The organism is Candidatus Allofournierella excrementigallinarum (assembly GCF_944388085.1).
Classification (GTDB): Bacteria; Bacillota; Clostridia; order Oscillospirales; family Ruminococcaceae; genus Allofournierella_A; species Allofournierella_A excrementigallinarum.
In genome coordinates this window covers 15,099-36,556 of the sequence record NZ_CALXHK010000022.1, presented here as the reverse complement: position 1 = coordinate 36,556, position 21,458 = coordinate 15,099, and the positions used below count along the sequence as shown (strand labels likewise).

At 64.8% G+C, this 21,458-nt stretch carries 19 protein-coding genes; 18 read left to right on the top strand and 1 reads right to left on the bottom strand.

What is annotated here, in order from left to right:
- Positions 1-86 precede the first annotated feature (86 nt).
- Genes purC through ACH2AT_RS05845 form a run of 6 tightly spaced genes read left to right on the top strand, consistent with a single transcriptional unit; the run spans position 87 to position 5,908 of the window.
- Positions 87-794: a phosphoribosylaminoimidazolesuccinocarboxamide synthase gene (gene purC, locus ACH2AT_RS05870; RefSeq protein ID WP_394964274.1), complete on the top strand. Its 708-nt coding sequence runs from the start codon at positions 87-89 to the stop codon at positions 792-794.
- 56 nt (positions 795-850) lie between these two features.
- Complete coding sequence (gene purF / locus ACH2AT_RS05865; protein ID WP_394964272.1) at positions 851-2,290, top strand: amidophosphoribosyltransferase; 1,440 nt, start codon at positions 851-853, stop codon at positions 2,288-2,290.
- Between the two features lie 17 nt (positions 2,291-2,307).
- Positions 2,308-3,348, top strand: a complete 1,041-nt coding sequence (gene purM / locus ACH2AT_RS05860) for a phosphoribosylformylglycinamidine cyclo-ligase (RefSeq protein ID WP_394964270.1) — start codon at positions 2,308-2,310, stop codon at positions 3,346-3,348.
- Positions 3,342-3,941, top strand: a complete 600-nt coding sequence (gene purN / locus ACH2AT_RS05855; protein ID WP_394964268.1) for a phosphoribosylglycinamide formyltransferase — start codon at positions 3,342-3,344, stop codon at positions 3,939-3,941. The genes purM and purN overlap by 7 nt, the downstream gene beginning before the upstream one ends.
- Before the next feature lie 42 nt (positions 3,942-3,983).
- Complete coding sequence (locus ACH2AT_RS05850) at positions 3,984-4,721, top strand: IMP cyclohydrolase (RefSeq protein WP_394964266.1); 738 nt, start codon at positions 3,984-3,986, stop codon at positions 4,719-4,721.
- Positions 4,722-4,735: 14 nt separating this feature from the next.
- Positions 4,736-5,908 (top strand): phosphoribosylaminoimidazolecarboxamide formyltransferase, encoded by a 1,173-nt coding sequence (locus ACH2AT_RS05845; protein ID WP_394964264.1) that lies wholly within the window; start codon positions 4,736-4,738, stop codon positions 5,906-5,908.
- Here ACH2AT_RS05845 and ACH2AT_RS05840 read toward each other — a convergent pair.
- Positions 5,905-6,171: a hypothetical protein gene (locus ACH2AT_RS05840; protein ID WP_394964262.1), complete on the bottom strand. Its 267-nt coding sequence runs from the start codon at positions 6,169-6,171 to the stop codon at positions 5,905-5,907. The genes ACH2AT_RS05845 and ACH2AT_RS05840 overlap by 4 nt on opposite strands.
- Between ACH2AT_RS05840 and purD the strand changes: the two genes are divergently transcribed.
- The 12 genes from purD to rsmA all read left to right on the top strand — a co-directional run bounded on the left by purD (position 6,170) and on the right by rsmA (position 21,434).
- A complete protein-coding gene (gene purD / locus ACH2AT_RS05835; protein ID WP_394964260.1) occupies positions 6,170-7,453 on the top strand; it encodes a phosphoribosylamine--glycine ligase in 1,284 nt (427 codons plus the stop codon). The two genes, ACH2AT_RS05840 and purD, sit on opposite strands and share 2 nt — an antisense overlap.
- A 27-nt stretch (positions 7,454-7,480) precedes the next feature.
- Positions 7,481-11,173: a phosphoribosylformylglycinamidine synthase gene (locus tag ACH2AT_RS05830; protein ID WP_394964258.1), complete on the top strand. Its 3,693-nt coding sequence runs from the start codon at positions 7,481-7,483 to the stop codon at positions 11,171-11,173.
- Between the two features lie 64 nt (positions 11,174-11,237).
- The gene (purB, locus tag ACH2AT_RS05825) at positions 11,238-12,674 is read left to right on the top strand and encodes an adenylosuccinate lyase (protein ID WP_394964256.1); all 1,437 of its coding nucleotides are present in this window, start codon (positions 11,238-11,240) and stop codon (positions 12,672-12,674) included.
- 153 nt (positions 12,675-12,827) lie between these two features.
- Positions 12,828-13,205: a DUF5655 domain-containing protein gene (locus ACH2AT_RS05820; protein ID WP_394964254.1), complete on the top strand. Its 378-nt coding sequence runs from the start codon at positions 12,828-12,830 to the stop codon at positions 13,203-13,205.
- A gap of 351 nt (positions 13,206-13,556) precedes the next feature.
- Complete coding sequence (locus ACH2AT_RS05815; protein WP_394964253.1) at positions 13,557-14,045, top strand: pyridoxamine 5'-phosphate oxidase family protein; 489 nt, start codon at positions 13,557-13,559, stop codon at positions 14,043-14,045.
- A 1-nt stretch (position 14,046) separates the two neighbouring features.
- A complete protein-coding gene (locus tag ACH2AT_RS05810) occupies positions 14,047-14,760 on the top strand; it encodes a pseudouridine synthase (RefSeq protein WP_394964252.1) in 714 nt (237 codons plus the stop codon).
- 258 nt (positions 14,761-15,018) lie between these two features.
- Entirely contained in the window at positions 15,019-16,101 is a 1,083-nt protein-coding gene (locus ACH2AT_RS05805; protein ID WP_394964251.1) for a PucR family transcriptional regulator, read from the top strand.
- Positions 16,102-16,262: 161 nt separating this feature from the next.
- Positions 16,263-16,952, top strand: a complete 690-nt coding sequence (gene ftsE / locus ACH2AT_RS05800; RefSeq protein WP_394964250.1) for a cell division ATP-binding protein FtsE — start codon at positions 16,263-16,265, stop codon at positions 16,950-16,952.
- A complete protein-coding gene (gene ftsX, locus ACH2AT_RS05795) occupies positions 16,949-17,857 on the top strand; it encodes a permease-like cell division protein FtsX (protein ID WP_394964249.1) in 909 nt (302 codons plus the stop codon). The genes ftsE and ftsX overlap by 4 nt, the downstream gene beginning before the upstream one ends.
- 28 nt (positions 17,858-17,885) lie before the next feature.
- Entirely contained in the window at positions 17,886-19,046 is a 1,161-nt protein-coding gene (locus ACH2AT_RS05790) for a murein hydrolase activator EnvC family protein (RefSeq protein ID WP_394964248.1), read from the top strand.
- Between the two features lie 149 nt (positions 19,047-19,195).
- A complete protein-coding gene (locus ACH2AT_RS05785; protein ID WP_394964247.1) occupies positions 19,196-20,503 on the top strand; it encodes a S41 family peptidase in 1,308 nt (435 codons plus the stop codon).
- 67 nt (positions 20,504-20,570) lie between these two features.
- Positions 20,571-21,434, top strand: coding sequence for a 16S rRNA (adenine(1518)-N(6)/adenine(1519)-N(6))-dimethyltransferase RsmA (gene rsmA, locus ACH2AT_RS05780; RefSeq protein ID WP_394964246.1), 864 nt, complete (start codon positions 20,571-20,573; stop codon positions 21,432-21,434).
- Positions 21,435-21,458: the final 24 nt, after the last annotated feature.

Sequence of the window (21,458 nt, the reverse complement as noted above, 5' to 3'; positions counted from 1 at the left end):
CTCCTTCAGTTATTCATTTAGACTTTGTAACTATTAACCCGTAGTCATTATTGACTACACCATTATTATACTAGGAGAGAATAACGATGAAGAAGATGGAGCAGCTGTATGAGGGAAAGGCCAAGAAAGTGTTCGCCACCGACGATGCGGACCTGGTCATCGTGGACTACAAGGACGACGCCACCGCCGGCGACGGCGCCAAGAAGGGCACCATCTGGGGCAAGGGCGTTGTGAACAACCGCCTGTCCAACAACCTGATGAAGATGCTGGAGGAAAAGGGCGTGCCCACCCACTTCGTGGAGGAGCTGAGCGACCGCGAGACCCTGGTGAAGAAGGTCCAGATCGTGCCTTTGGAGGTCATCGTGCGCAACGTGGCCGCCGGCAGCTTCACCAAGCGCCTGGGCGTGCCCGAGGGCACCGTGCTCAAGTGCCCCACCCTGGAGTTCAGCTACAAGAACGACGATCTGCACGACCCCCTCATCAACCACTACCATGCCCTGGCCCTGGGCCTTGCCACCCAGGCCGAGATCGACCGGATCAGCGAGTATGCCTTCAAGGTGAACAGCATCCTCAGCGAGTATCTGCTGGGCTTTGGCATCCGCCTCATCGACTTCAAGCTGGAGTTCGGCCGCCTGGCCGACGGCCGGATCGTGCTGGCCGACGAGATCAGCCCCGACACCTGCCGCTTCTGGGACGCCGCCACCGGCGCCCACCTGGACAAGGACCTGTTCCGCCGTGATTTGGGCGGCGAGGAGGAAGCCTACCAGGAGGTCATGGCCCGCCTTCTGGGCTGAGACGTCCGCGGCCGGCGGGGCCGGCCATCGCAACCACAAGCACAGAAAGGGAAACTATGGAACGATTTGACGCAAAACTGCACGAGGAATGCGGCGTGTTCGGCATCTACCGCCGGGACGAGAGCCAGGATGTGGTGGCCGCCACCTACTACGGCCTGTACGCCTTGCAGCACCGCGGCCAGGAGAGCTGCGGCATGGCGGTGAACGACGGGGGCGTGATCTACAAGCGCCGGGAACTGGGCCTGGTGAACGAGGTGTTCACCAAGCAGGTTCTGGACAGCATGCCCCGGGGCCAGATGTGCATCGGCCACTGCCGCTACGCCACCACCGGCACCCCCCTGCGGGCCAACGCCCAGCCCTTCGTCATCCGCCATGTGAAGGGCCCCCTGGCCCTGGCCCACAACGGCAACCTGACCAATTCCTACGAGCTGCGGCGGGCCATCGAGCTGGAGGGCGGCATCTTCCACTCCACCAGCGACACCGAGGTCATCGCCTACACCATCACCCGCCAGCGCCTTGCAAGCCGCAGCATCGAGGAGGCGGTGGAAAAGACCATGCCCATGCTGAAAGGCGCCTACAGCCTGGTCATCATGAGCCCCCGCAAGCTCATCGCCGCCCGCGACCCCCACGGCTTTCGGCCCCTGTGCATCGGCAAGCTGCACGGCAGCGACGTCATCGCCAGCGAGAGCTGCGCCATCGCCGCCGCCGGCGGCGAGTTCGTGCGGGATGTGGAGCCCGGCGAGATCGTCGTTTTTGACGAAAACGGCATGCGCTCCATCCGCACCCACTGCGGGGGGGCCGGCAGCCTGTGCGTCTTTGAGTTCGTCTACATCGCCCGGCCCGACTCGGTGGTGGACGGCGCTTCCGTCCACCGGGCCCGCCGCCGCGCCGGCGCCATGCTGGCGCTGGAGCACCCCATCCAGGCGGATGTGGTCATCGGCGTGCCCGACTCCGGCCTGGACGCGGCCCTCGGCTATTCCCAGCAGAGCGGCATCCCCTACGGCATCGGCTTTTTGAAGAACAAATACATCGGCCGCACCTTCATCCAGCCCGACCAGAAGCTGCGGGAGAACACCGTGCGCATCAAGCTGAACCCCATCGCCGACACGGTGCGGGGCAAGCGGGTGGTGCTGGTGGACGACTCCATCGTCCGGGGCACCACCAGCCGCCAGATCGTGCAGCTGCTGCGAGAGGCGGGGGCCACCCAGGTGCACTTCCTCTCCAGCGCGCCGGAGTTCCTCTATCCCTGCTATTTCGGCGTGGATGTGGACAGCCGCGAAAACCTCATCGCCGCCAACCACACGCTGGAGGAGATGCGGGACATCCTGGGCGTGGACAGCCTGGGCTTTTTGAGCGTGGAGGGCGTGAAAAACATCGCCGAGGGCTGCGGCCTGGGGCTGTGCACCGGCTGCTTCACCGGCAACTACCCCGCCGAGACCCCCGCCGTGACCGAAAAGAGCAAGTTTGAGAGCAAGATCCCCGAAGCCACTGAATGAACGCAAAGGAGCGCGCCATGGAAAAGAGTTATTCCGCCAGCTACGCCGCCGCCGGGGTGGACATCACCGCCGGCTACAGGGCGGTGGAACTGATGAAACAGCACGTCGGGCGCACCATGACCTCCGGCTGCATCGGGGGCCTGGGCGGCTTCGGCGGCCTGTTTGAACTGGACTGCACCGGCATGCCCCACCCCGTGCTGGTCTCGGGCACCGACGGCGTGGGCACCAAGCTGAAACTGGCCTTTCTGATGGACAGGCACGACACCGTGGGCATCGACTGCGTGGCCATGTGCGTCAACGACGTCATCTGCGCCGGCGCCAAGCCCCTCATCTTTTTGGACTACATCGCCTGCGGCAAGAACGTGCCGGAAAAGATCGCCCGGCTGGTGGAGGGCGTTGCCGAGGGCTGCGTGCAGGCCGGCTGCGCTCTGGTGGGCGGCGAGACCGCCGAGATGCCCGGCTTCTACCCCGAGGACGAATACGACCTGGCGGGCTTCACCGTGGGCGCGGTGGACAAGGCAAAACTTTTGGACAACAGCACCATGCAGGAGGGCGACGTTATCATCGCCCTGCCCTCTTCGGGCGTTCACTCCAACGGCTTTTCGCTGGTGCGCCGGGTCTTCGATTTGGAACACCGCCCCGAGGTGCTGAAGGAATATCACGCCGACCTGGGCTGCACCCTGGGCGAGGCCCTGCTGGCCCCCACCAAGATTTACGTCAAACCCGTGCTGGCGGTGATGGAGGAAGTCATCGTCAAGGGCGTGAGCCACATCACCGGCGGCGGCTTTTATGAGAACATACCCCGGTGCCTCAAAACGGGATGCGCCGCCCGCATCGCCAAGAGCGACGTGCGCACCCCCGCCCTCTTCAAACACATCCAGGCCGCCGGCAATATCCCCGAGCGGGACATGTTCAACACCTTCAACATGGGCGTGGGCATGATTCTGGTGGTGGCCAAAGAGGACGCACAGCGCGCCGTCGAAATCCTCGAAAAGAACGGCGAGGCCGCCTGGGTGCTGGGCGAGATCGCCGCCGGCAGCGGGGTGGAGCTATGCTGAAGGTAGCGGTGCTGGTATCCGGCGGAGGCACCAACCTCCAGGCTTTGCTGGACAGCGAGGCCCGGGGCGAGAACCCCCACGGAAAAATCAGCCTTGTGGTGGCCTCGAAGCCCGGCGTCTATGCCCTCCAGCGGGCCCAAAACGCCGGCGTGCCCGGCGTGGTGGTCCGCCGCAAGGACTACGCCACCGCCGAAGAATTCGACAAAGCCCTGCTGGGCGTTTTGAAGGAAAACGGCATCGACGTGGTGGTGCTGGCGGGCTTTTTGTCCATTCTGGGCGAGAGCGTCATCGCCGCCTACCCCGAGCGCATTTTAAACGTGCACCCCAGCCTCATCCCCAGCTTCTGCGGCGAAGGGATGTACGGCCTCAAGGTGCACGAAGCGGCCCTGGCCAAGGGCGTCAAGGTCACCGGGGCCACCGTCCACTTCGTCAACGAAGGGTGTGACGGCGGGCGCATCATCGCCCAGAAGGCGGTGGAGGTGGCCGAGGGCGACACCCCCGAGACGTTGCAGCGGCGGGTGATGGAGCAGGCCGAATGGCAGCTGCTGCCCGCGGCGCTGGCCAGGGTGTGCGCCGGATACGACAAAGGCTGAACCCGCGCCCGCCGCGGCGCGACGAAAAGGGAGAATGAGGAAATGGAACTGCTTGACCTTTATGAACAGCTGAAAACCAACGCCTACCCCGGCCGGGGCATCGTGCTGGGCCTCGCCCCCAGCGGCAAAAAGGCGCTCATCGCCTACTTTATCATGGGCCGCAGCGCCAACAGCCGCAACCGGGTGTTCGACCCGGCGCCGGAAATTGGCGGAATCCGCACCCTGGCGGCGGACCCGGCAAAGCTGGAGGACCCCAGCCTCATCATCTATAACCCGGTGCGCACGGTGGGAGAGAACATCCACATCGTGACCAACGGCGACCAGACCGACACGGTGCATGACTTCATGGCGAAAGGCGGCAGCTTCGAGGCCGCCCTGCGCACCCGCACCTTTGAGCCGGACGGCCCCAACTGGACCCCCCGCATCAGCGGCGTGGTGGAGCTGGCCGCAGGGGCCTGCAGCTACAAACTCTCCATCCTGAAAAGCGCCGACGGCAACGGCGAAAGCTGCCGGCGGTACTTCTTCGAGTATCCCCAGCCGGTGGCCGGCGAAGGCCACTTCCTCCACACCTACCGCTGCGACGGCAGCCCCCTCCCCAGCTTCGAGGGCGAGCCGGAGCGGGTGGCCCTGCCGGAAGAGCCGGAGGAGCTGGCGGTAAGGATGTGGGAGGCGCTGAACGAAGACAACAAGGTCAGCCTTTTCGTGCGCGCCGTCGACCTCGCCACCGGCGAGACCGAGGATGTCATCATCAACAAGTACGACGCAGTTTGCGAAGAATAAGGGGGAAACGAAGGATGAAGGAACTGGAACTGAAATACGGCTGCAACCCCAACCAGAAACCCGCCCGCATTTTTGTGGAGCAGGGCGAGCTGCCGGTCACCGTTTTGAACGGCAAGCCCGGCTACATCAACTTCCTGGACGCGCTGAACTCCTGGCAGCTGGTGAAGGAGCTGAAAGAGGCCACCGGCCTGCCCGCCGCCGCCTCCTTCAAGCACGTCTCCCCGGCGGGGGCGGCCCTGGGCCTGCCCCTGGACGACACCCTCAAAAAGATGTATTTCTGCGAGGGGCTGGAGCTTTCCCCCCTGGCCTGCGCCTACGCCCGGGCCCGCGGGGCCGACCGCATGAGCAGCTTCGGCGACTGGATCGCCCTTTCCGACGAGTGCGACGAGCCCACCGCCAGGGTCATCCAGCACGAGGTGTCCGACGGCATCATCGCCCCCGGCTACACCCCCGCCGCGCTGGAGATCTTGAAGTCCAAACGCAAGGGCAACTACAACATCGTGCAGATCGACGCTTCCTATGCGCCCGCGGCCATCGAGCGCAAGCAGGTGTTCGGCATCACCTTCGAGCAGGGCCGCAACGATTTGCGCATCGGCGAGGACATGCTGGAAAACCTGGTCACCGAGAACAAGGCCCTGACACCTGAGCAGAAGCGGGACCTGGTGCTCTGCCTCATCACCCTCAAATACACCCAGTCCAACTCCGTGTGCTACGCCCAGGGCGGGCAGGTCATCGGCGTGGGCGCGGGCCAGCAGAGCCGCATCCACTGCACCCGCCTTGCCGGCAACAAGGCGGACATCTGGCAGCTGCGCCACCACCCCAAGGTGCTGGCCCTGCCCTTCAGGGAGGACGTCTCCCGCCCCAACCGGGACAACGCCATCGACGTTTACATCTCCGACGAGTATGAGGACGTCATCGGCGAGGAGGTGTGGGCCGAGACCTTCACCACCCGCCCCGAGCCCCTCACCGCCGCCGAGAAGAAGGAATGGCTGGCGAAAGTCACCGGCGTGTGCCTGGGCAGCGACGCCTTCTTCCCCTTCGGCGACAACATCGAGCGGGCCCGCCGCAGCGGCGTTGTGGCCATCGTGGAGCCCGGCGGCTCCATCCGCGATGCACAGGTCATCGACACCTGCAACAAATACGGCATCGCCATGGCCTTCTGCGGCCTGCGGCTGTTCCACCATTAAAAGGCAACACCGCACAATTCACGGCGGAGCGCCTCAGGCGGCGTATCGCGCCAAAATTTTCCGTGATATTTTCCAAAAATGCTCGTCAATCCACCAAGGATTGCCTGCGCTTTTTGGTTCATCTCACAAAAAATTTTCTGGCGCGCTCCACCACCTGGAATTGATGCGATGCTGCCTGCAAACGACCACCCGACGCGACGGTTTTTGCCGCGCCGGGCGTCTGTGCGTTCGGGAACAAAGGAAAGGGGGAGAACCTGACTCATGAAACTTCTGGTAGTGGGCGGCGGCGGCCGGGAACACGCCATTGTGAAAAAACTGAAAGAAAGCGAGCTCTGCTCTGAGATCCTCTGCGCGCCGGGCAACGGGGGCATCGCCGCCGACGCCCGCTGCGTGCCGGTGGCCGCCACCGACATCGACGGCCAGGTGGAACTGGCAAAGGCGGAACAGGTGGACTATGTGGTGGTGGCCCCCGACGACCCGCTGGCCCTGGGGCTGGTGGACAGGCTGGCCGAAGCGGGCATCCCGGCCTTCGGCCCCAGCGCCGCCGCGGCCCGCATCGAGGCCAGCAAGGTGTTCAGCAAGAATCTGATGAAGAAATACGGCATCCCCACCGCCGAATACGAGGTGTTCGACGAGCCGGCAAAGGCCCTCGATCACATCCGCGCCAAGGATAAGTACCCGGTGGTCGTCAAGGCGGACGGCCTGGCCCTGGGCAAGGGCGTGCTCATCTGCGAAAGCGAAGAGGCGGCAAAAAAAGCCCTCCACGAGATGATGGAGGAAAAGGTGTACGGCGCTTCCGGCAGCCGGGTGGTGGTGGAGGAATTCCTCACCGGCCCCGAGGTCAGCGTGCTGGCCTTCGCCGACGGCAAGACCCTCAAGCCCATGGTGTCCAGCATGGACCACAAGCGGGCGCTGGACGGCGACCGGGGCCTGAACACCGGCGGCATGGGCACCGTGGCCCCCAACCCCTATTACACCCCGGAAGTGGCGGCGGTGTGCCAAAAGGCCATCTTCGAGCCCACCATGGCCGCCATGGCCGCCGAGGGCTGCCCCTTCAAGGGCTGCCTCTACTTCGGGCTGATGCTCACCCCGGCGGGTCCCAAAGTCATCGAGTACAACTGCCGCTTCGGCGACCCCGAGACCCAGGTGGTGCTGCCCCTTTTGAAAAGCGACCTTTTGCGCGTCATGCTGGCCTGCACCGAGGGCAAATTGAGCGAAACGCCGGTGGAATTCTCCTCCGAAAGCGCAGCCTGCGTCATCCTGGCCAGCGGCGGCTACCCCGGGCACTATGAAAAAGGCAAGGAGATTTCCGGCCTGGAAAACGGCCAGCTGCCCGGCGGCGAAGCGGCGGTCTACCACGCGGGCACTGCCCTCAAAGACGGCAAGCTGGTCACCTCCGGCGGGCGGGTGCTGGGCGTCGCCGCCACCGCGCCGGATCTCAAAACGGCGCTGGCAAAGGCCTACGCCGCCGCCGGCAGCATTTCCTTCGACGGGCTGCACCGCCGCAGCGACATCGGCCGCCGGGCGCTGGAGGCCCTGCGGTGAACCCCACAGTTTCAAGGGAGGTACCCCATGGTATATCGAGTGTATGTGGAAAAGAAAGCGGGCTTTGACCACGAGGCCCAGAGCCTGCTGGCCGAAGTGCGCGGCCTGCTGGGCATCGAGAGCGTCACCGGCCTGCGGCTTTTGAACCGTTACGACGTGGAGGGCATCAGCCGCCAGCTGTTCGATTCCTGCGTGCCCACCGTGTTCAGCGAGCCCCCGGTGGACGAAGTCTATGACGCGCTGCCCGCGGCCAAGGCCGCCTTCGCGGTGGAGTATCTGCCCGGCCAGTTCGACCAGCGCGCCTCCTCCGCCAGCGAGTGCATCCAGCTCATCAGCCAGGGCGAGCGGCCCCAGGTGCGCACCGCCCGGGTCTATCTGCTGGAGGGCGAGGCGACCGCCGAAGAGCTGGGGCGCATCAAAAAGTATGTCATCAACCCGGTGGAGGCCCGCGAAGCCTCCCTCGAAACGGTGGACACCCTGCGGGTGGACTACCCCGCGCCCGCCGACGTGGAGGTGCTGGAGGGCTTTCTGGAGCTGGACGAGGAGGGCCTTCGGGACTTCATTAAAAAGCGCGGCCTTGCCATAGACGAGGCGGACATCGCCTTCTGCCAGCAGTACTTCCGGGAAGAAAAGCGCGAGCCCACCATCACCGAGATCAGGATGATCGACACCTACTGGAGCGACCACTGCCGCCACACCACCTTCGGCACCATCCTGGAAGAGGTGCGCATCGAGGACGTGCAGGTGAAAAAGGCCTTCGATTCCTACCTTGCCATGCGCAAGGCGGTGTATGCCGGGCGCAAAAAGAACATGTGCCTGATGGACCTTGCCACCATCGGCGCCAAGTACCTCAAGGCCATCGGCAAGCTGAAAGACCTGGACGAATCGGACGAGATCAACGCCTGCACCGTCAAGATCAAGTGCGACGTGGACGGCGAAGAGCAGGACTGGCTGTATCTCTTCAAAAACGAGACCCACAACCACCCCACCGAGATCGAGCCCTTCGGCGGCGCGGCCACCTGCATCGGCGGCGCCATCCGCGACCCGCTGTCCGGCCGCAGCTACGTCTACCAGGCCATGCGCGTCACCGGCGCGGGCGACCCGCTGGCGCCGGTGGCGGACACCCTGCCCGGCAAGCTGCCCCAGCGCAAGCTGGTCACCACCGCCGCGGCGGGCTATTCCAGCTACGGCAACCAGATCGGCCTTGCCACCGGGCAGGTGACCGAGCTGTACCACCCGGGCTATGTGGCCAAGCGCATGGAGATCGGCGCGGTGGTGGGCGCGGCCCCCGCCGCCAACGTCCGGCGCGAAGCGCCCGCTGCCGGCGACGTCGTGGTGCTGCTGGGCGGCGCCACCGGCCGCGACGGCTGCGGCGGTGCCACCGGCTCCTCCAAGGCCCACGGCGTCAAGAGCCTGGAGACCTGCGGCGCCGAGGTGCAGAAGGGCAACGCCCCCATCGAGCGCAAGCTGCAGCGCCTTTTGCGCCGGCCCGAGGCCGCCCGCCTCATCAAGCGCTGCAACGACTTCGGCGCGGGCGGGGTGAGCGTGGCCATCGGCGAGCTGGCCGACGGCCTCGCCATCGACCTGGACGCGGTGCCCAAGAAATACGACGGGCTGGACGGCACCGAGCTGGCCATCAGCGAGAGCCAGGAGCGCATGGCCATGGTGCTGGCCCCCGGGGACGTCCAGGCCTTCGTGGCCCTGGCCCATGAGGAAAACCTGGACGCCACCGTGGTGGCCGCCGTCACCGAGGAGCCGCGCCTCACCATGACCTGGCGCGGCAAGACCATCGTGGACGTCAGCCGCAAGTTCCTTGCCTCCAACGGCGCCGAAAAGCACGCGAACGTGCTGGTCTACGACTGCCTGCCCTACGAGCGGGACTGGCCGGGCGGCACCTGGGCCGAAAAGATGGAAAGCCTTGTCACCGACCTGAACGTCTGCAGCCAGAAAGGCCTTTCCGAGCGGTTCGACTCCACCATCGGCGCGGCCACCGTGCTGATGCCCTTCGGCGGCCGCCGCCAGCTCACCCCGGCTCAGGCCATGGCGGCAAAGCTGCCGGTGGACGGCGAGACCACCACCTGCAGCGGCATGGCCTGGGGCTGCAACCCCTATTTGATGGAGAAAAAGCAGTACAGCGGCGCGTATCTCGCGGTGATCGAGAGCGTGGCCAAGCTGGTGGCCAGCGGCTTCGACCACAAGAAAGCGTATCTGACCTTCCAGGAGTACTTCGAACGCCTGGGCGCCGACCCCGAGCGCTGGGGCAAGCCCTTCACCGCCCTGCTGGGCGCTTTGAAGGCCCAGGTGGACCTGGGGCTTGCCGCCATCGGCGGCAAGGACAGCATGTCCGGCAGCTTTGAAAACCTGGACGTGCCCCCCACGCTGGTGAGCTTTGCCACCGCCATCGGCGCCACCGGCAACGTCATCAGCCCCGAGTTCAAGGCCGCGGGCAGCCGCGTGGTGTGGCTGCGCCCGAAATACGACGATCTGCGCCCCGAGCACCACAGCCTGAAGGCGGTGTTCGAGCAGGTGGAGAGCCTCATCGCCGCCGGCAAGGCGCGCTCCGCCTGGACCCCCGGCTATGGCTGCGCCGCCGAGGGGCTGTTCAAGATGTGCCTGGGCAACCGGCTGGGCTTCAGGCTGGCCGGCGGCGTGGACCCCGCCGAACTGTTCAAGCCCGCCTACGGCAGCTTCCTCCTGGAGCTGGCGGGGGACGAGCCGGTGGGCGGCGCCGTGGAGCTGGGAACCGTCACCGAGGACTACACGCTGACCCTTGGCGGCGAGGCCATCGGCCTTGACGCGCTGGAAAACGCCTGGCAGGGCAAGCTGGAGCCGGTGTTCCCCTGCCGGGGCAAGGGCGAAGAGGTGGAGGCGGTCACCTTCACCGCCCCCGCCCGCAAAGCGCCCGCCATCGGCGTGGCAAAGCCCAAGGTCGTCATCCCGGTGTTCCCCGGCACCAACTGCGAATACGACACCGCCCGCGCCTTCCGACGGGCCGGGGCCGAGCCTCAGGTGCTGGTCATCAACAACCTCACCCCCGCCGCCGTGGCCGAGAGCTGCGAGGCGCTGGTGAAGGCCATCGGCCAAAGCCAGATCGTGATGCTGCCGGGGGGCTTTTCCGGCGGCGACGAGCCGGACGGCAGCGCCAAATTCATCACCGCCTTTTTCCGGGCCCCCGCCGTCGCCGAGGCGGTGCACCGCCTGCTGGGCCAGCGGGACGGCCTGATGCTGGGCATCTGCAACGGCTTCCAGGCCCTCATCAAGCTGGGGCTTGTGCCTTTTGGCGAGATCCGCCCCATGGACGAAAGCTGCCCCACCCTCACCTTCAACACCATCGGCCGCCACCAGAGCATGCTGGTGAACACCCGCGTGGCCTCCAATTTGAGCCCCTGGCTCAGCCGCTGCCAGCCCGGCCAGGTGCACACCGTGGCCGTCAGCCACGGCGAGGGCCGGTTTGTGGCCAGCGACGCGGTGCTGGCCCGGCTCTTGAAGAACGGCCAGATCGCCACCCAGTATGTGGACCTTGCCGGCAAGCCCTCCATGGACCTTGCCGCCAACCCCAACGGCAGCGTCTGGGCCATCGAGGGCATCACCAGCCCCGACGGCCGGGTGCTGGGCAAGATGGGCCACACCGAGCGCAGCGGCAACGACCTCTACAAGAACGTGCCGGGCGACAAGTACCAGCCCCTCTTCGAGGGCGGCGTGGATTACTTCCGGCTGTAAAAAAGCAAAGGGGCCGCCCCCGGCTTTCGATGGGGCGGCCTTTTCAAAAGAAAGGGAAAACACTATGGCAGAACACGACCGATACATTTCCCCCTTCCAGACCCGCTATGCCAGCCGGGAGATGCAGTATATCTTCTCCGACGACAACAAGTTCCGCACCTGGCGCAAACTCTGGATCGCCCTGGCCGAGGCCGAGCAGCGGCAGGGCCTTGCCATCACCGATGAGCAAATTGCCCAGCTGAAGGCCCACGCCGGCGACATCAACTATGAGGACGCCATCCGCCGGGAGAAGGAATGCCGCCACGACGTGATGAGCCACGTCTACGCCTACGGCCTGCAGTGCCCGGAGGCAAAGGGCATCATCCACCTGGGCGCCACCAGCTGCTATGTGGGCGACAACACCGACGTCATCGTCATGCGCGAGGCTTTGCAGCTGGTGCGCAAAAAGCTGCTGGGCGTGCTTGCCCTGCTGGCCAAATTCGCCGACGAATACAAGGCCATGCCCTGCCTTGCCTACACCCACGGCCAGCCCGCCCAGCTCACCACGGTGGGCAAGCGGGCCACCCTCTGGGCCAACGAGTTCTATATGGACCTGGAGGAGATCGACCACCGCATCGCCACCCTGGCCCTGCGGGGCGCGAAGGGCACCACCGGCACCCAGGCCAGCTTCATGGAGCTGTTCGAGGGCGACGAGGAAAAAATCAAGGCCATGGAGGCGGACATCACCGCCGCCATGGGCTTTGACAAGGTGGTACCGGTGAGCGGCCAGACCTACAGCCGCAAGGTGGACGCCATGGTGCTGAACGCCCTTGCGGGCATCGGCCAGAGCGCCATGAAGCTGGCCACCGACGTGCGCCTTCTGGCCAACTTCAAGGAGATGGAGGAGCCCTTTGAGAAAAATCAAATTGGTTCTTCCGCCATGCCCTACAAGCGCAACCCCATGCGCTGCGAGCGGGTGTGCGCCCTGGCCCGCTACCTGATGGTGGACGTGCTCAACCCCGCCTTCACCGCCGGCGCCCAGTGGTTCGAGCGCACGCTGGACGACTCGGCCAACAAGCGCATCGCGGTGGCCGAGGCCTTCCTTGCCACCGACTCCATCCTGAACATCCTGCTCAACGTCTGCGACGGGCTGGTGGTCTACCCCAAGGTCATCCGCGCAAGGGTGATGGCCGAGCTGCCCTTCATGGCCAGCGAGAACATCATGATGAAGGCGGTGAAAAAGGGCGGTGACCGCCAGGAACTCCACGAGCGCCTGCGCCAGCACGCCATCGCCGCGGCGGCCCAGGTCAAGCAGGAGGGCCTTGCCAACGACATGATCCAGCGCATCGAGGCGGACCCCGCCTTCGGCCTCTCCCGCGAGGAGATCGAGGCCGAGCTGCGCCCCGAGGCCTTCACCGGCCGCAGCGCCCACCAGGTGGAAGAATTTTTGCAGAACGTGCTGGGCCCGGTGCTGGCGGCAAACCCCGAAGCCGCCGGCCAGACCGCCGAGCTGAGCGTGTGAGCAAAGCAGAGCGGACGATAAAAAGCGGCGTGCCTCGCAAAAAAGGGGCGCGCCGTTTTTTGCGCGCCGTCCCGCTGTGTCTGCCCTGACGCGCCCTTTTTGTGCTATAATGAAGAAAACAGGGGAGAAACGCCCCAAAAGGAGGCTGCGGAAATGGATGGCGACGCACTGCGTTTCTTTGACGGCAAGCCGGAGGAACTGGCCCTCTACGAGGCGCTGGAGGCGCGCATCTTCTCGGAAATTGAGAACGTGCGCCTCAAGGTGGGCAAAAGCCAGCTCTCTTTTTACAACCGGCACCTGTTTGCCTGCGTCTCTTTTTTGCGGGCGAAACGCAAGGCGGAACTGCCCGCCCATTACATCACCCTCACTTTGGGGCTGGACCGCCCTCTGGAAAGCCCCCGGGTGGCCGTGGCCACCGAGCCCTACCCGAACCGCTGGACCCACCACTTCGTCCTCTCCCGCAAAGAGGAGATAGACGATGAATTGATGGACTGGGTCAGGCAGGCGGCGGTGTTCGCCGCCGTCAAATGACGCCCAGGCAATGGGAAAGGCAGGCGGGGCCGTGACGCCGGGGCGGCTGCCGCCGCCCCCGGCGCTTCCTTCGTCTTTGGCGCGCTGATGCTCACCTTCGCGCTGATGGAGGTGGAGCTGGCGGCGGTGCTGCTGCTGGTGGCGGCCTACCTTTTTGTGGAGTTCAGCGCCGTTTACTACCGCTGCAAGCTGGAAAAACAGATGTGAGGCCGAACAAGCCGGGCCGCCGGGGCAGGTTCCCCGGCGGTTTTTTTGCGCCCCGGCGCAAAAATCCGCGGGGAAAGACAAAACGGGGAGAAAATGTGCTATAATCAGTCACACACACATCCGACCGGAAAGGGGATTTTTTCCATGCGCGAGCTGCGCCGAATGGACCGAAAACTCAGCGAGGAGGACGCCCTCACCGTTCTGCGGGAGTGCGAATACGGTTTCCTCTGCACGGTGAACGGGGACGGCAGCCCCTACGCGGTGCCCATGTGCGCCGCGCTGGTGGGCCGCACCCTCTATTTCCACTGCGCCCGGGCGGGCCAGAAGCTGGAAAACCTCACCGCCCGGCCCCGGGCCTGCTTTTCCTGCGTGCTCTACGCCGAGAACCAGCCCGGCAAGTTCACCTACGTCTACGCCAGCTGCGTGGCCGAGGGCAACGTGCGCCTGGTCACCGGCGAGGCCGAGCGCCAGGCGGGCATGCGGGCCATCTGCGAAAAGTACTCCGGCGAGTGGATGGACGGCCCCGAGCACGAGCGGGCCATGCGGGGCATGCCGGCGGTGGTGATGCTGGCCATGGAGGTGGACGCCTTCCAGGGCAAGGGCAACAGGGGCCGCCTCGTGGAGGGCATGTGACGTGCGGCTGGACAAATTCGTGGCGGACGCGGCCCAGCTCACCCGTTCCGCCGCCCGGAGCCTCATCGCCAAGGGGCGGGTCACGGTGAACGGGCAGGTGTGCAGAAAGGCCGACTGCGCCCTCAAAGAGGGCGATTCCGTCTGCGCCGGCGGCAAACCTTTGGGGCGTGAGGAATATGTATATATCATGCTGAACAAGCCCGCCGGGGTGGTCAGCGCCAGCGCCGACGGCCGCGACAAAACGGTGGTGGATCTGGTGGGCGGGGCCTTTCCCCGGCGGCAGCTCTTTCCCGCCGGCCGGCTGGACAAGGCCAGCACCGGCTTTGTGCTGCTCACCGACGACGGGGCTTTCGCCCACGGCATCCTGGCCCCGAAGCGCCACGTGCCCAAGACCTACCGGGTGGTGCTGGATACGCCCGTCACCCCGGCGATGGTGGAGGCTTTCGCCGCCGGCGTCACCCTGGCGGACGGCCAGAGGATGCAGCCGGCGCTGCTTATTCCGGACGGGACCGACCCCTTTGCCGCCACCGTGGTGCTGCGCCAGGGGGTCTACCACCAGATCAAGCGGATGTTCGGCACCCTGGACGCGGGAGTGAACGAGCTGCACCGCACCGCCATCGGCGGCCTTTCGCTGGACGAGAGCCTCGCGCCGGGGGCCTGGCGGCTCATCACGCCCGAGGAAAAGGCCCTTTTGCAGGCGGGGGCAGGGGAGTGAAAAGCGGCTCCGAAGGCCGCTTTTCAAACTTTTTTCAAACAACCGTCACAATTATAGAATAGGATAAAAAAGGCGTTATTTTGCCCCTTTTTTACCCGAAACTCAAAATTACACAATAAATGGCATTTTTTTTGCCCGAAATATGTTGCAAAAGTAAATTTCATTGTGTAATATATACACAGACGTTGTTTGTAATTGTTCAAAATCACAAACGCAGCCGCAAGGCTATCATCGAATATAAAAAAGGGGAGCATTTCTATGGCGAACAGAGTATTTCAGGGCGTCGTGTACCAGATGAAGGACGCCATTGGCCGTACGGTGGGCGTCGTGGACGAGACCGGCACCGTCATCTCCTGCTCGGATCTGAACATGATCGGCGAAGTGCGGGACGGCTTTGCCGCCGAGCGCCTCACCGGCGACAGCTTCCAGTGCGGCGGCTGCACCTACCATCAGTTCAGCTCCAACAAGCACAACGACTACGCCGTGTATGTGGAGGGTACCGACGAGACCGCCGGCCAGTTCGCCAGCCTGATGGCCATCAGCCTGCAGAGCATCAAGCAGTATCACGACGAGAAGTTCGACAAAGCCAACTTCATCAAGAACGTGGTGCTGGACAATATCCTCCCCGGCGACATTTACGCCAAAGCCCGGGAGCTGCACTTCGCCACCGACGTGTCCCGAGTGGTGCTGCTCATCCGCGTCACCTCCGGCGCCGACATCTCCGCCTACGACGTGGTCAGCGGCCTGTTCCCGGACAAGCAGAAGGACTTCGTGTTCAACATCAGCGAGACCGACACCGTTCTGGTGAAGGAGATCCGCCGCGGCATCGACCAGCGGGACATCGAAAAGCTGGCCGCCTCCATCGTGGACACCCTCTCCGGCGAGCATTACATCAAGGCGGTGGTGGGCATCGGCACCCCCATCGGCAACGTGAAGGACCTGGCCACCAGCTTCAAGGAGGCCCAGGTGGCCATGGAAGTGGGCAAGGTGTTCGACACCGAGCAGTCCATCATCAGCTACGATCATTTGGGCATCGCCCGCCTGATCTACCAGCTGCCCACCACCCTGTGCGAGATGTTCCTACGGGAGGTGTTCAAGCAGGGCAGCATCGAAAGCCTGGACGCCGAGACCCTGTTCACCATCCAGCGCTTCTTCGAGAACAACCTCAACGTCTCCGAGACCAGCCGCGGCCTGTTCGTGCACCGCAACACCCTGGTCTACCGTCTGGAGAAGATCAAGAAGCTCACCGGCCTTGACCTGCGCGAGTTCGACGACGCCATCGTCTTCAAGGTGGCGCTGATGGTCAAGAAGTATCTGAGCGCCAACCCGGCCAAGTACTGAGCGGGCCTTTCGGCACGCCGCGCGCTTTTCTGCGCGCGGCGTGCAATGATGCCTGCCCGTTCTTCGTTTACATAGCAGCCCAAGCGCCAGCAGGCGGCCGGTCGCACACCGTGACCGGCTGTTTCACGCTTAGCGCCGGCCCGCACAGCAGAGGTATCCCGATGATCGTTTTCGACAATGTGACCAAGGTGTATCCCGGCGGGAACACCGCCCTGAAGAATGTCAGCCTGCACATCCACAAGGGCGAATTCGTGTTCGTGCTGGGGCACTCCGGCGCGGGCAAGTCCACCTTCCTGAAACTCATCCTCCGGGAGGAAAAGGCCACCAGCGGCCATGTCCTGGTGGACGGAAAGGACCTCTCCCGCCTGAAAGAGCGGGAAGTGCCCTACCTGCGCCGCAACATGGGCGTGGTGTTCCAGGACTTCCGCCTCATCCCCTCCATGACCGCCTACGAGAACGTGGCCTTTGCCATGCGGGTGACCAACATCCCCGAAAAGAAGATCGTGGCCCGGGTGCCCTATGTGTTCAACCTGGTGGGCCTCTCCGGCAAGATGGACAAATACCCGGACGAACTTTCCGGCGGCGAGCAGCAGCGGGTGGCGCTGGCCCGCGCCCTGGTGCACAGCCCCCAGCTCATCATCGCCGACGAGCCCACCGGCAACATCGACCCCGAGCTGAGCGTGGAGATGATGGGCCTGCTCAGCGCCATCAACTCGGTGGGCATCACCGTGGTGGTGGTCACCCATGAACACGAGCTGGCCCGCCGCTTCAGCAAGCGGGTCATCCGCATCGACCACGGCAACGTGGTGGGCGACACCGCCGAAGCGCCGGTGGGGGAGGTGCTGCTGTGAACTGGTCCAGTTTCAAGTATCTGGCTCGCCAGGGCCTGCACAGCATGGTGAAAAACCGGCTGATGAGCGCCGCCAGCATCGGCGTGCTCACCGTCTGCCTGCTCATCACCGGCGTGGCCGGCCTGTTCACCCTCAACGTGGGCAGCCTGATGGATTATCTGGGCAGCCAGAACGAGACGGTGGTCTATCTGGACGAGGACCTCACCGAAGAGGGGCTTGCCGCGGTGGATTCCGCCCTGCGCAGCATCAGCGGCCTGCGGGAAGTGACATACGTCTCCAAGGACGAGGCTCTGGAGCGCATGAAGGAGAGCATGGGCGACAACGCCTACCTCTTCGACGTGTTCGAGGGCAGCGAGAACCCCTTCCTGGCCAACTACCGGGTGGTGCTGGACGACGTGAGCGACCTGCCCGCCATCCAGCCCCAGCTGGAGGCCATCGAGGGCGTTTCCTCGGTGGGCGCGCCCATGCAGCTGAGCCAGATGTTCACCAGCATCCACAAGGGCGTCAGCCTGGTGTGCGTCATCCTGGTGGCGGTGCTGGGCTTCGTGAGCGTGGTGGTCATCAGCAACACCATCCGCCTCACCGTGTTCGCCCGCCGCAAAGAGATCAACATCATGAAGTATGTGGGCGCCACCAACGGCTTCATCCGCCTGCCCTTCTTTGTGGAGGGCGTCACCGTGGGCCTCATTGCCGGCGCCGTCTCCACCGTGGTGGTGCTGGGCGGCTACCAGCTGCTGCTGGTGTTTGCCGTGGGCCTGCCCGGTTTCTGGGGCACCCTGCTGGCCGGCACCCTGCTGCCGCTGGCGAAGGTCTGGTATCTGGTGCTGGGGGGCTTCGTCCTCTTCGGCGTGCTCATCGGCAGCATCGGCACCGCCAGCTCCATCCGCAAATATCTGAAAGTCTGACCATCTGACAACACAGGGAGGGACCGCCGTGAAGCGAATCAAACCCGTGCTGTGCCGCACCGCCTGCGGGATGCTGGCGGCGGCGCTGCTGGCCCCCGCTCTGCTTGCGCCCGCCTTTGCGGATTACAAGAGCGACTGGGAGCAGGCCGAGAAGGAACTGGCCGAAGAGAAAGAAAAGTACGAGCAGATCGAAAGCAGCAAGGACAAGGCCCAGGCCCAGAAACAGAGCCTGAAGAACCAGCAGAGCATCATCCTGGACCAGATCAGCCAGTCCATCGAGCAGATCCAGCAAAAGGAACTGGAGATCGCGAACCAGGAGCAGGTCATCGCCGAAAAGCAGGCCCAGATCGACGAGCGCTGGGGCGATTTCAAGGACCGCATGCAGGCCATGCAGGTCATGCATGACTCCGGCGCGGTGGCCATGATCACCAGCGCCCAGAGCCTCTACGACCTGCTCACCTTCTCTTCCACCCTGCAGCAGGTGAGCGAAAAGGACACCGAGGTGCTGGAGGAGATGAACGCCCAGAAGGCCGAGCTGGAGGCGGAAAAGCAGGAGCTGGAGCAGGCCATGGCGGAACTGGAGAGCGCCAAGGCCGCCCTGGAGGATAAATCCGACCAGCTCAGCGCCAACATCCAGGCCCAGGACGCCACCATCAGCAAGCTGGACGCCGACGCCAAGGCACAGGAACAGGTGGTGGCCGAAAAGCAGAAGATCGCCGACGAGGCCGAGGCCGCCTATGAACAGTGGGTCAGGCAGAACGCCTCCTCCGGCAGCGGCGAGTGCGCCGAGGGCTTCATCTGGCCCCTGCCCGGCGCGGGCCGGGTGACCACCGAGTTCGGCGCCGACCAGTGGGTGAACGGCGTGTTCAGCAGCGGCCACAAGGGGCTGGACATCGCCATCGCCGGCGGCACCCCCATCTACGCCGCCCACAACGGCACCGTGGCGGCAACCACCGGCCACTCGAGCTACGGCAACGTGGTGATGATCGACAACGGCGACGGCATCGCCACCCTTTATGCCCACATGCAGTCGCCGGGGGCCATCGTCAGCGTGGGCCAGACGGTGACCCAGGGCCAGGTGATCGGCTATGTGGGCTCCACCGGCAACTCCAGCGGCAACCATCTGCATTTTGAGGTGCGGGTCAACGGCGTGCGCCAGAACCCCCGCAATTACATCAGTCCCCCGTGACGGGGCCGGGATGGAGGTAAGAGACCCAATGAATCACAAGCCCTTCGTGCGCATCGTCTGCCTGGTGATCGCCGCGCTGATGACGGTTTCCGTGCTCAGCACCGTGATCTTCCAGCTGGCCTACGGCTTCTGACCCGGAAGGAGAGCCCATGAACAAGAAAATCAGCGTCAGCCTGGCGCTTACCATCGCCATCATCGCCATGACCGTCACCTTCTCGGTGACCATGATCCTGGCGCGGCAGATCTTCGATCAGACCATCCCCTCGGTGCAGGAGAAGGAGAGCATGTACTCGAAGCTCGCCGAACTGGACAAATACGTGCGCGCCAATTACTACGGCGACATCCAGGATCCCACCCTCTTCGACATGATCAGCTACGGCTATGTCCTGGGCACCGGCGACCGCAACGCCACCTACTACACCGCCAAACAGTACACCGAACTGCTGGAGGTGCAGAGCGGCAACATCGTGGGCGTGGGCGTGGACGTGGTGAAGGACGCCTCCGGCTACGCCCGCATCACCCAGGTCTACGCCGGCAGCCCCGCCGAAGAGCTGGGCCTGCAGGTGGGCGGCTTCATCACCGCCATCGACGGCGCGGATGTGAAGAACCTCACCCGCGAGAACGTGCTCGCCCGCCTGCAGGGCGAGAGCGGCACCCAGGTGGCGCTCAGCTACATGTCGCCCGACTCCGAGACATCGGAGTACACCGTCATCCGCAGCAAATACGTCATCCCCAGCGTGGAGTACCAGATGATGGAGGGCTCCATCGGCTACATCAGGATCACCCAGTTCGATTCCACCACCATCACCCAGTTCAGCAAGGCGGTGAACGACCTCACCGGCCAGGGCGCCGCTGCGCTGGTGTTTGACGTGCGCGGCAACGCCGGCGGCCTGCTCAGTTCCGCCGTGGACTGCATCGACCTGCTGGTGCCGGGCGGCGACATCGTCTGGGCCGAGTACAAGACCGGCGAGCGCACCCTGCTGGGCGAAAGCGACGACTCCAGCGTGGACCTGCCCATGGTGGTGCTGGTGGACGGCGAAACGGCCAGCAGCGCCGAGCTGTTTGCCGAGAGCCTGCGCCAGTTCTCCGGCGCCCAGCTGGTGGGCCAGAAGACCTACGGCAAGGGCACCATCCAGGCGGAGCCCCACCGCATGAGCGACGGCAGCGCCGTGGTTATCACGGTGGCCAAGATGATCACCGCGAACGGCGAAAGCTTCGACGGCACCGGCCTTGCCGTGGACGTTGAGGTGGCCCCCTCCAGCAGCGCCGAGACCGGCGCGCCGCTGGAGAGCGACCCCCAGGTGAGCCGTGCGCTGGCTGCGGCCAGGCTGCTCACCGGCGCTTCCACCGACAGCGGCGAAAGCTCTTCCTCCGCCGCGTCGGGCAGCGCCTCCGCCTCCTCGGCGGACAGCACCGCCGGGGACACCTCATCCTCCGCTTCCGCCGGCGAAGAATAAACAGCTTACAGGGCAGCGTCCCGCCCGCGGGGCGCTGCCCTGGTCTTTGCAGAAAGGCAGGCTTTTTATGCCCAACCTCACCGATCTTTCCACCATCCGCGGACTGTGCGCGCGGCATGACTTTGCCCTTTCCAAGGGCTTTGGCCAGAACTTCATCGTCAATCCCGGCGTCTGCCCCAAGATCGTGGAGGCCGCCGGCATCGACGGAAGCTGGGGCGTGCTGGAGATCGGCCCCGGCATCGGCGTGCTCACCAAGGAGCTGGCCCTGCGGGCCAAAAAGGTGGTGGCGGTGGAGGTGGACAAGCGCCTGCCCCCCCTGCTGGAGGAAACGCTGGCGGAATTCGACAATGTGGAAATCGTTTTGCAGGATATACTAAAAGTAGACATTGCGGGCCTCATCAAGGAAAAATTCCCCGGCATGCCGGTGGCGGTGTGCGCCAACCTGCCTTATTACATCACCAGCCCCATCCTGATGCGCCTGCTGGAGGAAAAGCTGCCCATCCGCCACATTACGGTGATGGTGCAGAAGGAGGCGGCCCAGCGCATCACCGCCGCGCCGGGCAGCCGGGAGGCGGGGGCCATCAGCTACGCGGTGGCCTACTACGCGAAGCCGCGCCTTCTGTTCAGCGTGCAGCCGGGCAGCTTCTACCCGCCGCCAAAGGTCACCAGCGCGGTGATCCAGCTGGAAGTGCGCCAGAGCCCCGCGGTGGAAACGGCGGACGAGGCGGGCTTTTTCCGGCTCATCCGGGCGGCCTTCAGCCAGCGGCGCAAGACGGCGGCAAACTCGGTCAGCGGAGCGCTGGGCATCTCCAAGGCCGCGGTGATGTCGGCGCTGGAGGCGGCGGGCCTGCCCGCCACGGCCCGGCCGGAACAGCTCACCCTGGAGGATTTCAGCCGCCTGCAGCGGCAGCTGGCCGCCGCCGAAGCCTGAGCGGGGAGGGCCAAAAAGCCCTTG

Excerpts from the sequence above, each read along its gene's own strand:
- purC (WP_394964274.1), top strand. The coding sequence starts at position 87 with ATGAAGAAGATGGAGCAGCTGTATGAGGGAAAGGCCAAGAAAGTGTTC.
- purF (WP_394964272.1), top strand. The coding sequence starts at position 851 with ATGGAACGATTTGACGCAAAACTGCACGAGGAATGCGGCGTGTTCGGC.
- purM (WP_394964270.1), top strand. The coding sequence starts at position 2,308 with ATGGAAAAGAGTTATTCCGCCAGCTACGCCGCCGCCGGGGTGGACATC.
- purN (WP_394964268.1), top strand. The coding sequence starts at position 3,342 with ATGCTGAAGGTAGCGGTGCTGGTATCCGGCGGAGGCACCAACCTCCAG.
- ACH2AT_RS05850 (WP_394964266.1), top strand. The coding sequence starts at position 3,984 with ATGGAACTGCTTGACCTTTATGAACAGCTGAAAACCAACGCCTACCCC.
- ACH2AT_RS05845 (WP_394964264.1), top strand. The coding sequence starts at position 4,736 with ATGAAGGAACTGGAACTGAAATACGGCTGCAACCCCAACCAGAAACCC.
- purD (WP_394964260.1), top strand. The coding sequence starts at position 6,170 with ATGAAACTTCTGGTAGTGGGCGGCGGCGGCCGGGAACACGCCATTGTG.
- ACH2AT_RS05840 (WP_394964262.1), bottom strand. The coding sequence starts at position 6,171 with ATGAGTCAGGTTCTCCCCCTTTCCTTTGTTCCCGAACGCACAGACGCC.
- ACH2AT_RS05830 (WP_394964258.1), top strand. The coding sequence starts at position 7,481 with ATGGTATATCGAGTGTATGTGGAAAAGAAAGCGGGCTTTGACCACGAG.
- purB (WP_394964256.1), top strand. The coding sequence starts at position 11,238 with ATGGCAGAACACGACCGATACATTTCCCCCTTCCAGACCCGCTATGCC.
- ACH2AT_RS05820 (WP_394964254.1), top strand. The coding sequence starts at position 12,828 with ATGGATGGCGACGCACTGCGTTTCTTTGACGGCAAGCCGGAGGAACTG.
- ACH2AT_RS05815 (WP_394964253.1), top strand. The coding sequence starts at position 13,557 with ATGCGCGAGCTGCGCCGAATGGACCGAAAACTCAGCGAGGAGGACGCC.
- ACH2AT_RS05805 (WP_394964251.1), top strand. The coding sequence starts at position 15,019 with ATGGCGAACAGAGTATTTCAGGGCGTCGTGTACCAGATGAAGGACGCC.
- ftsE (WP_394964250.1), top strand. The coding sequence starts at position 16,263 with ATGATCGTTTTCGACAATGTGACCAAGGTGTATCCCGGCGGGAACACC.
- ACH2AT_RS05785 (WP_394964247.1), top strand. The coding sequence starts at position 19,196 with ATGAACAAGAAAATCAGCGTCAGCCTGGCGCTTACCATCGCCATCATC.
- rsmA (WP_394964246.1), top strand. The coding sequence starts at position 20,571 with ATGCCCAACCTCACCGATCTTTCCACCATCCGCGGACTGTGCGCGCGG.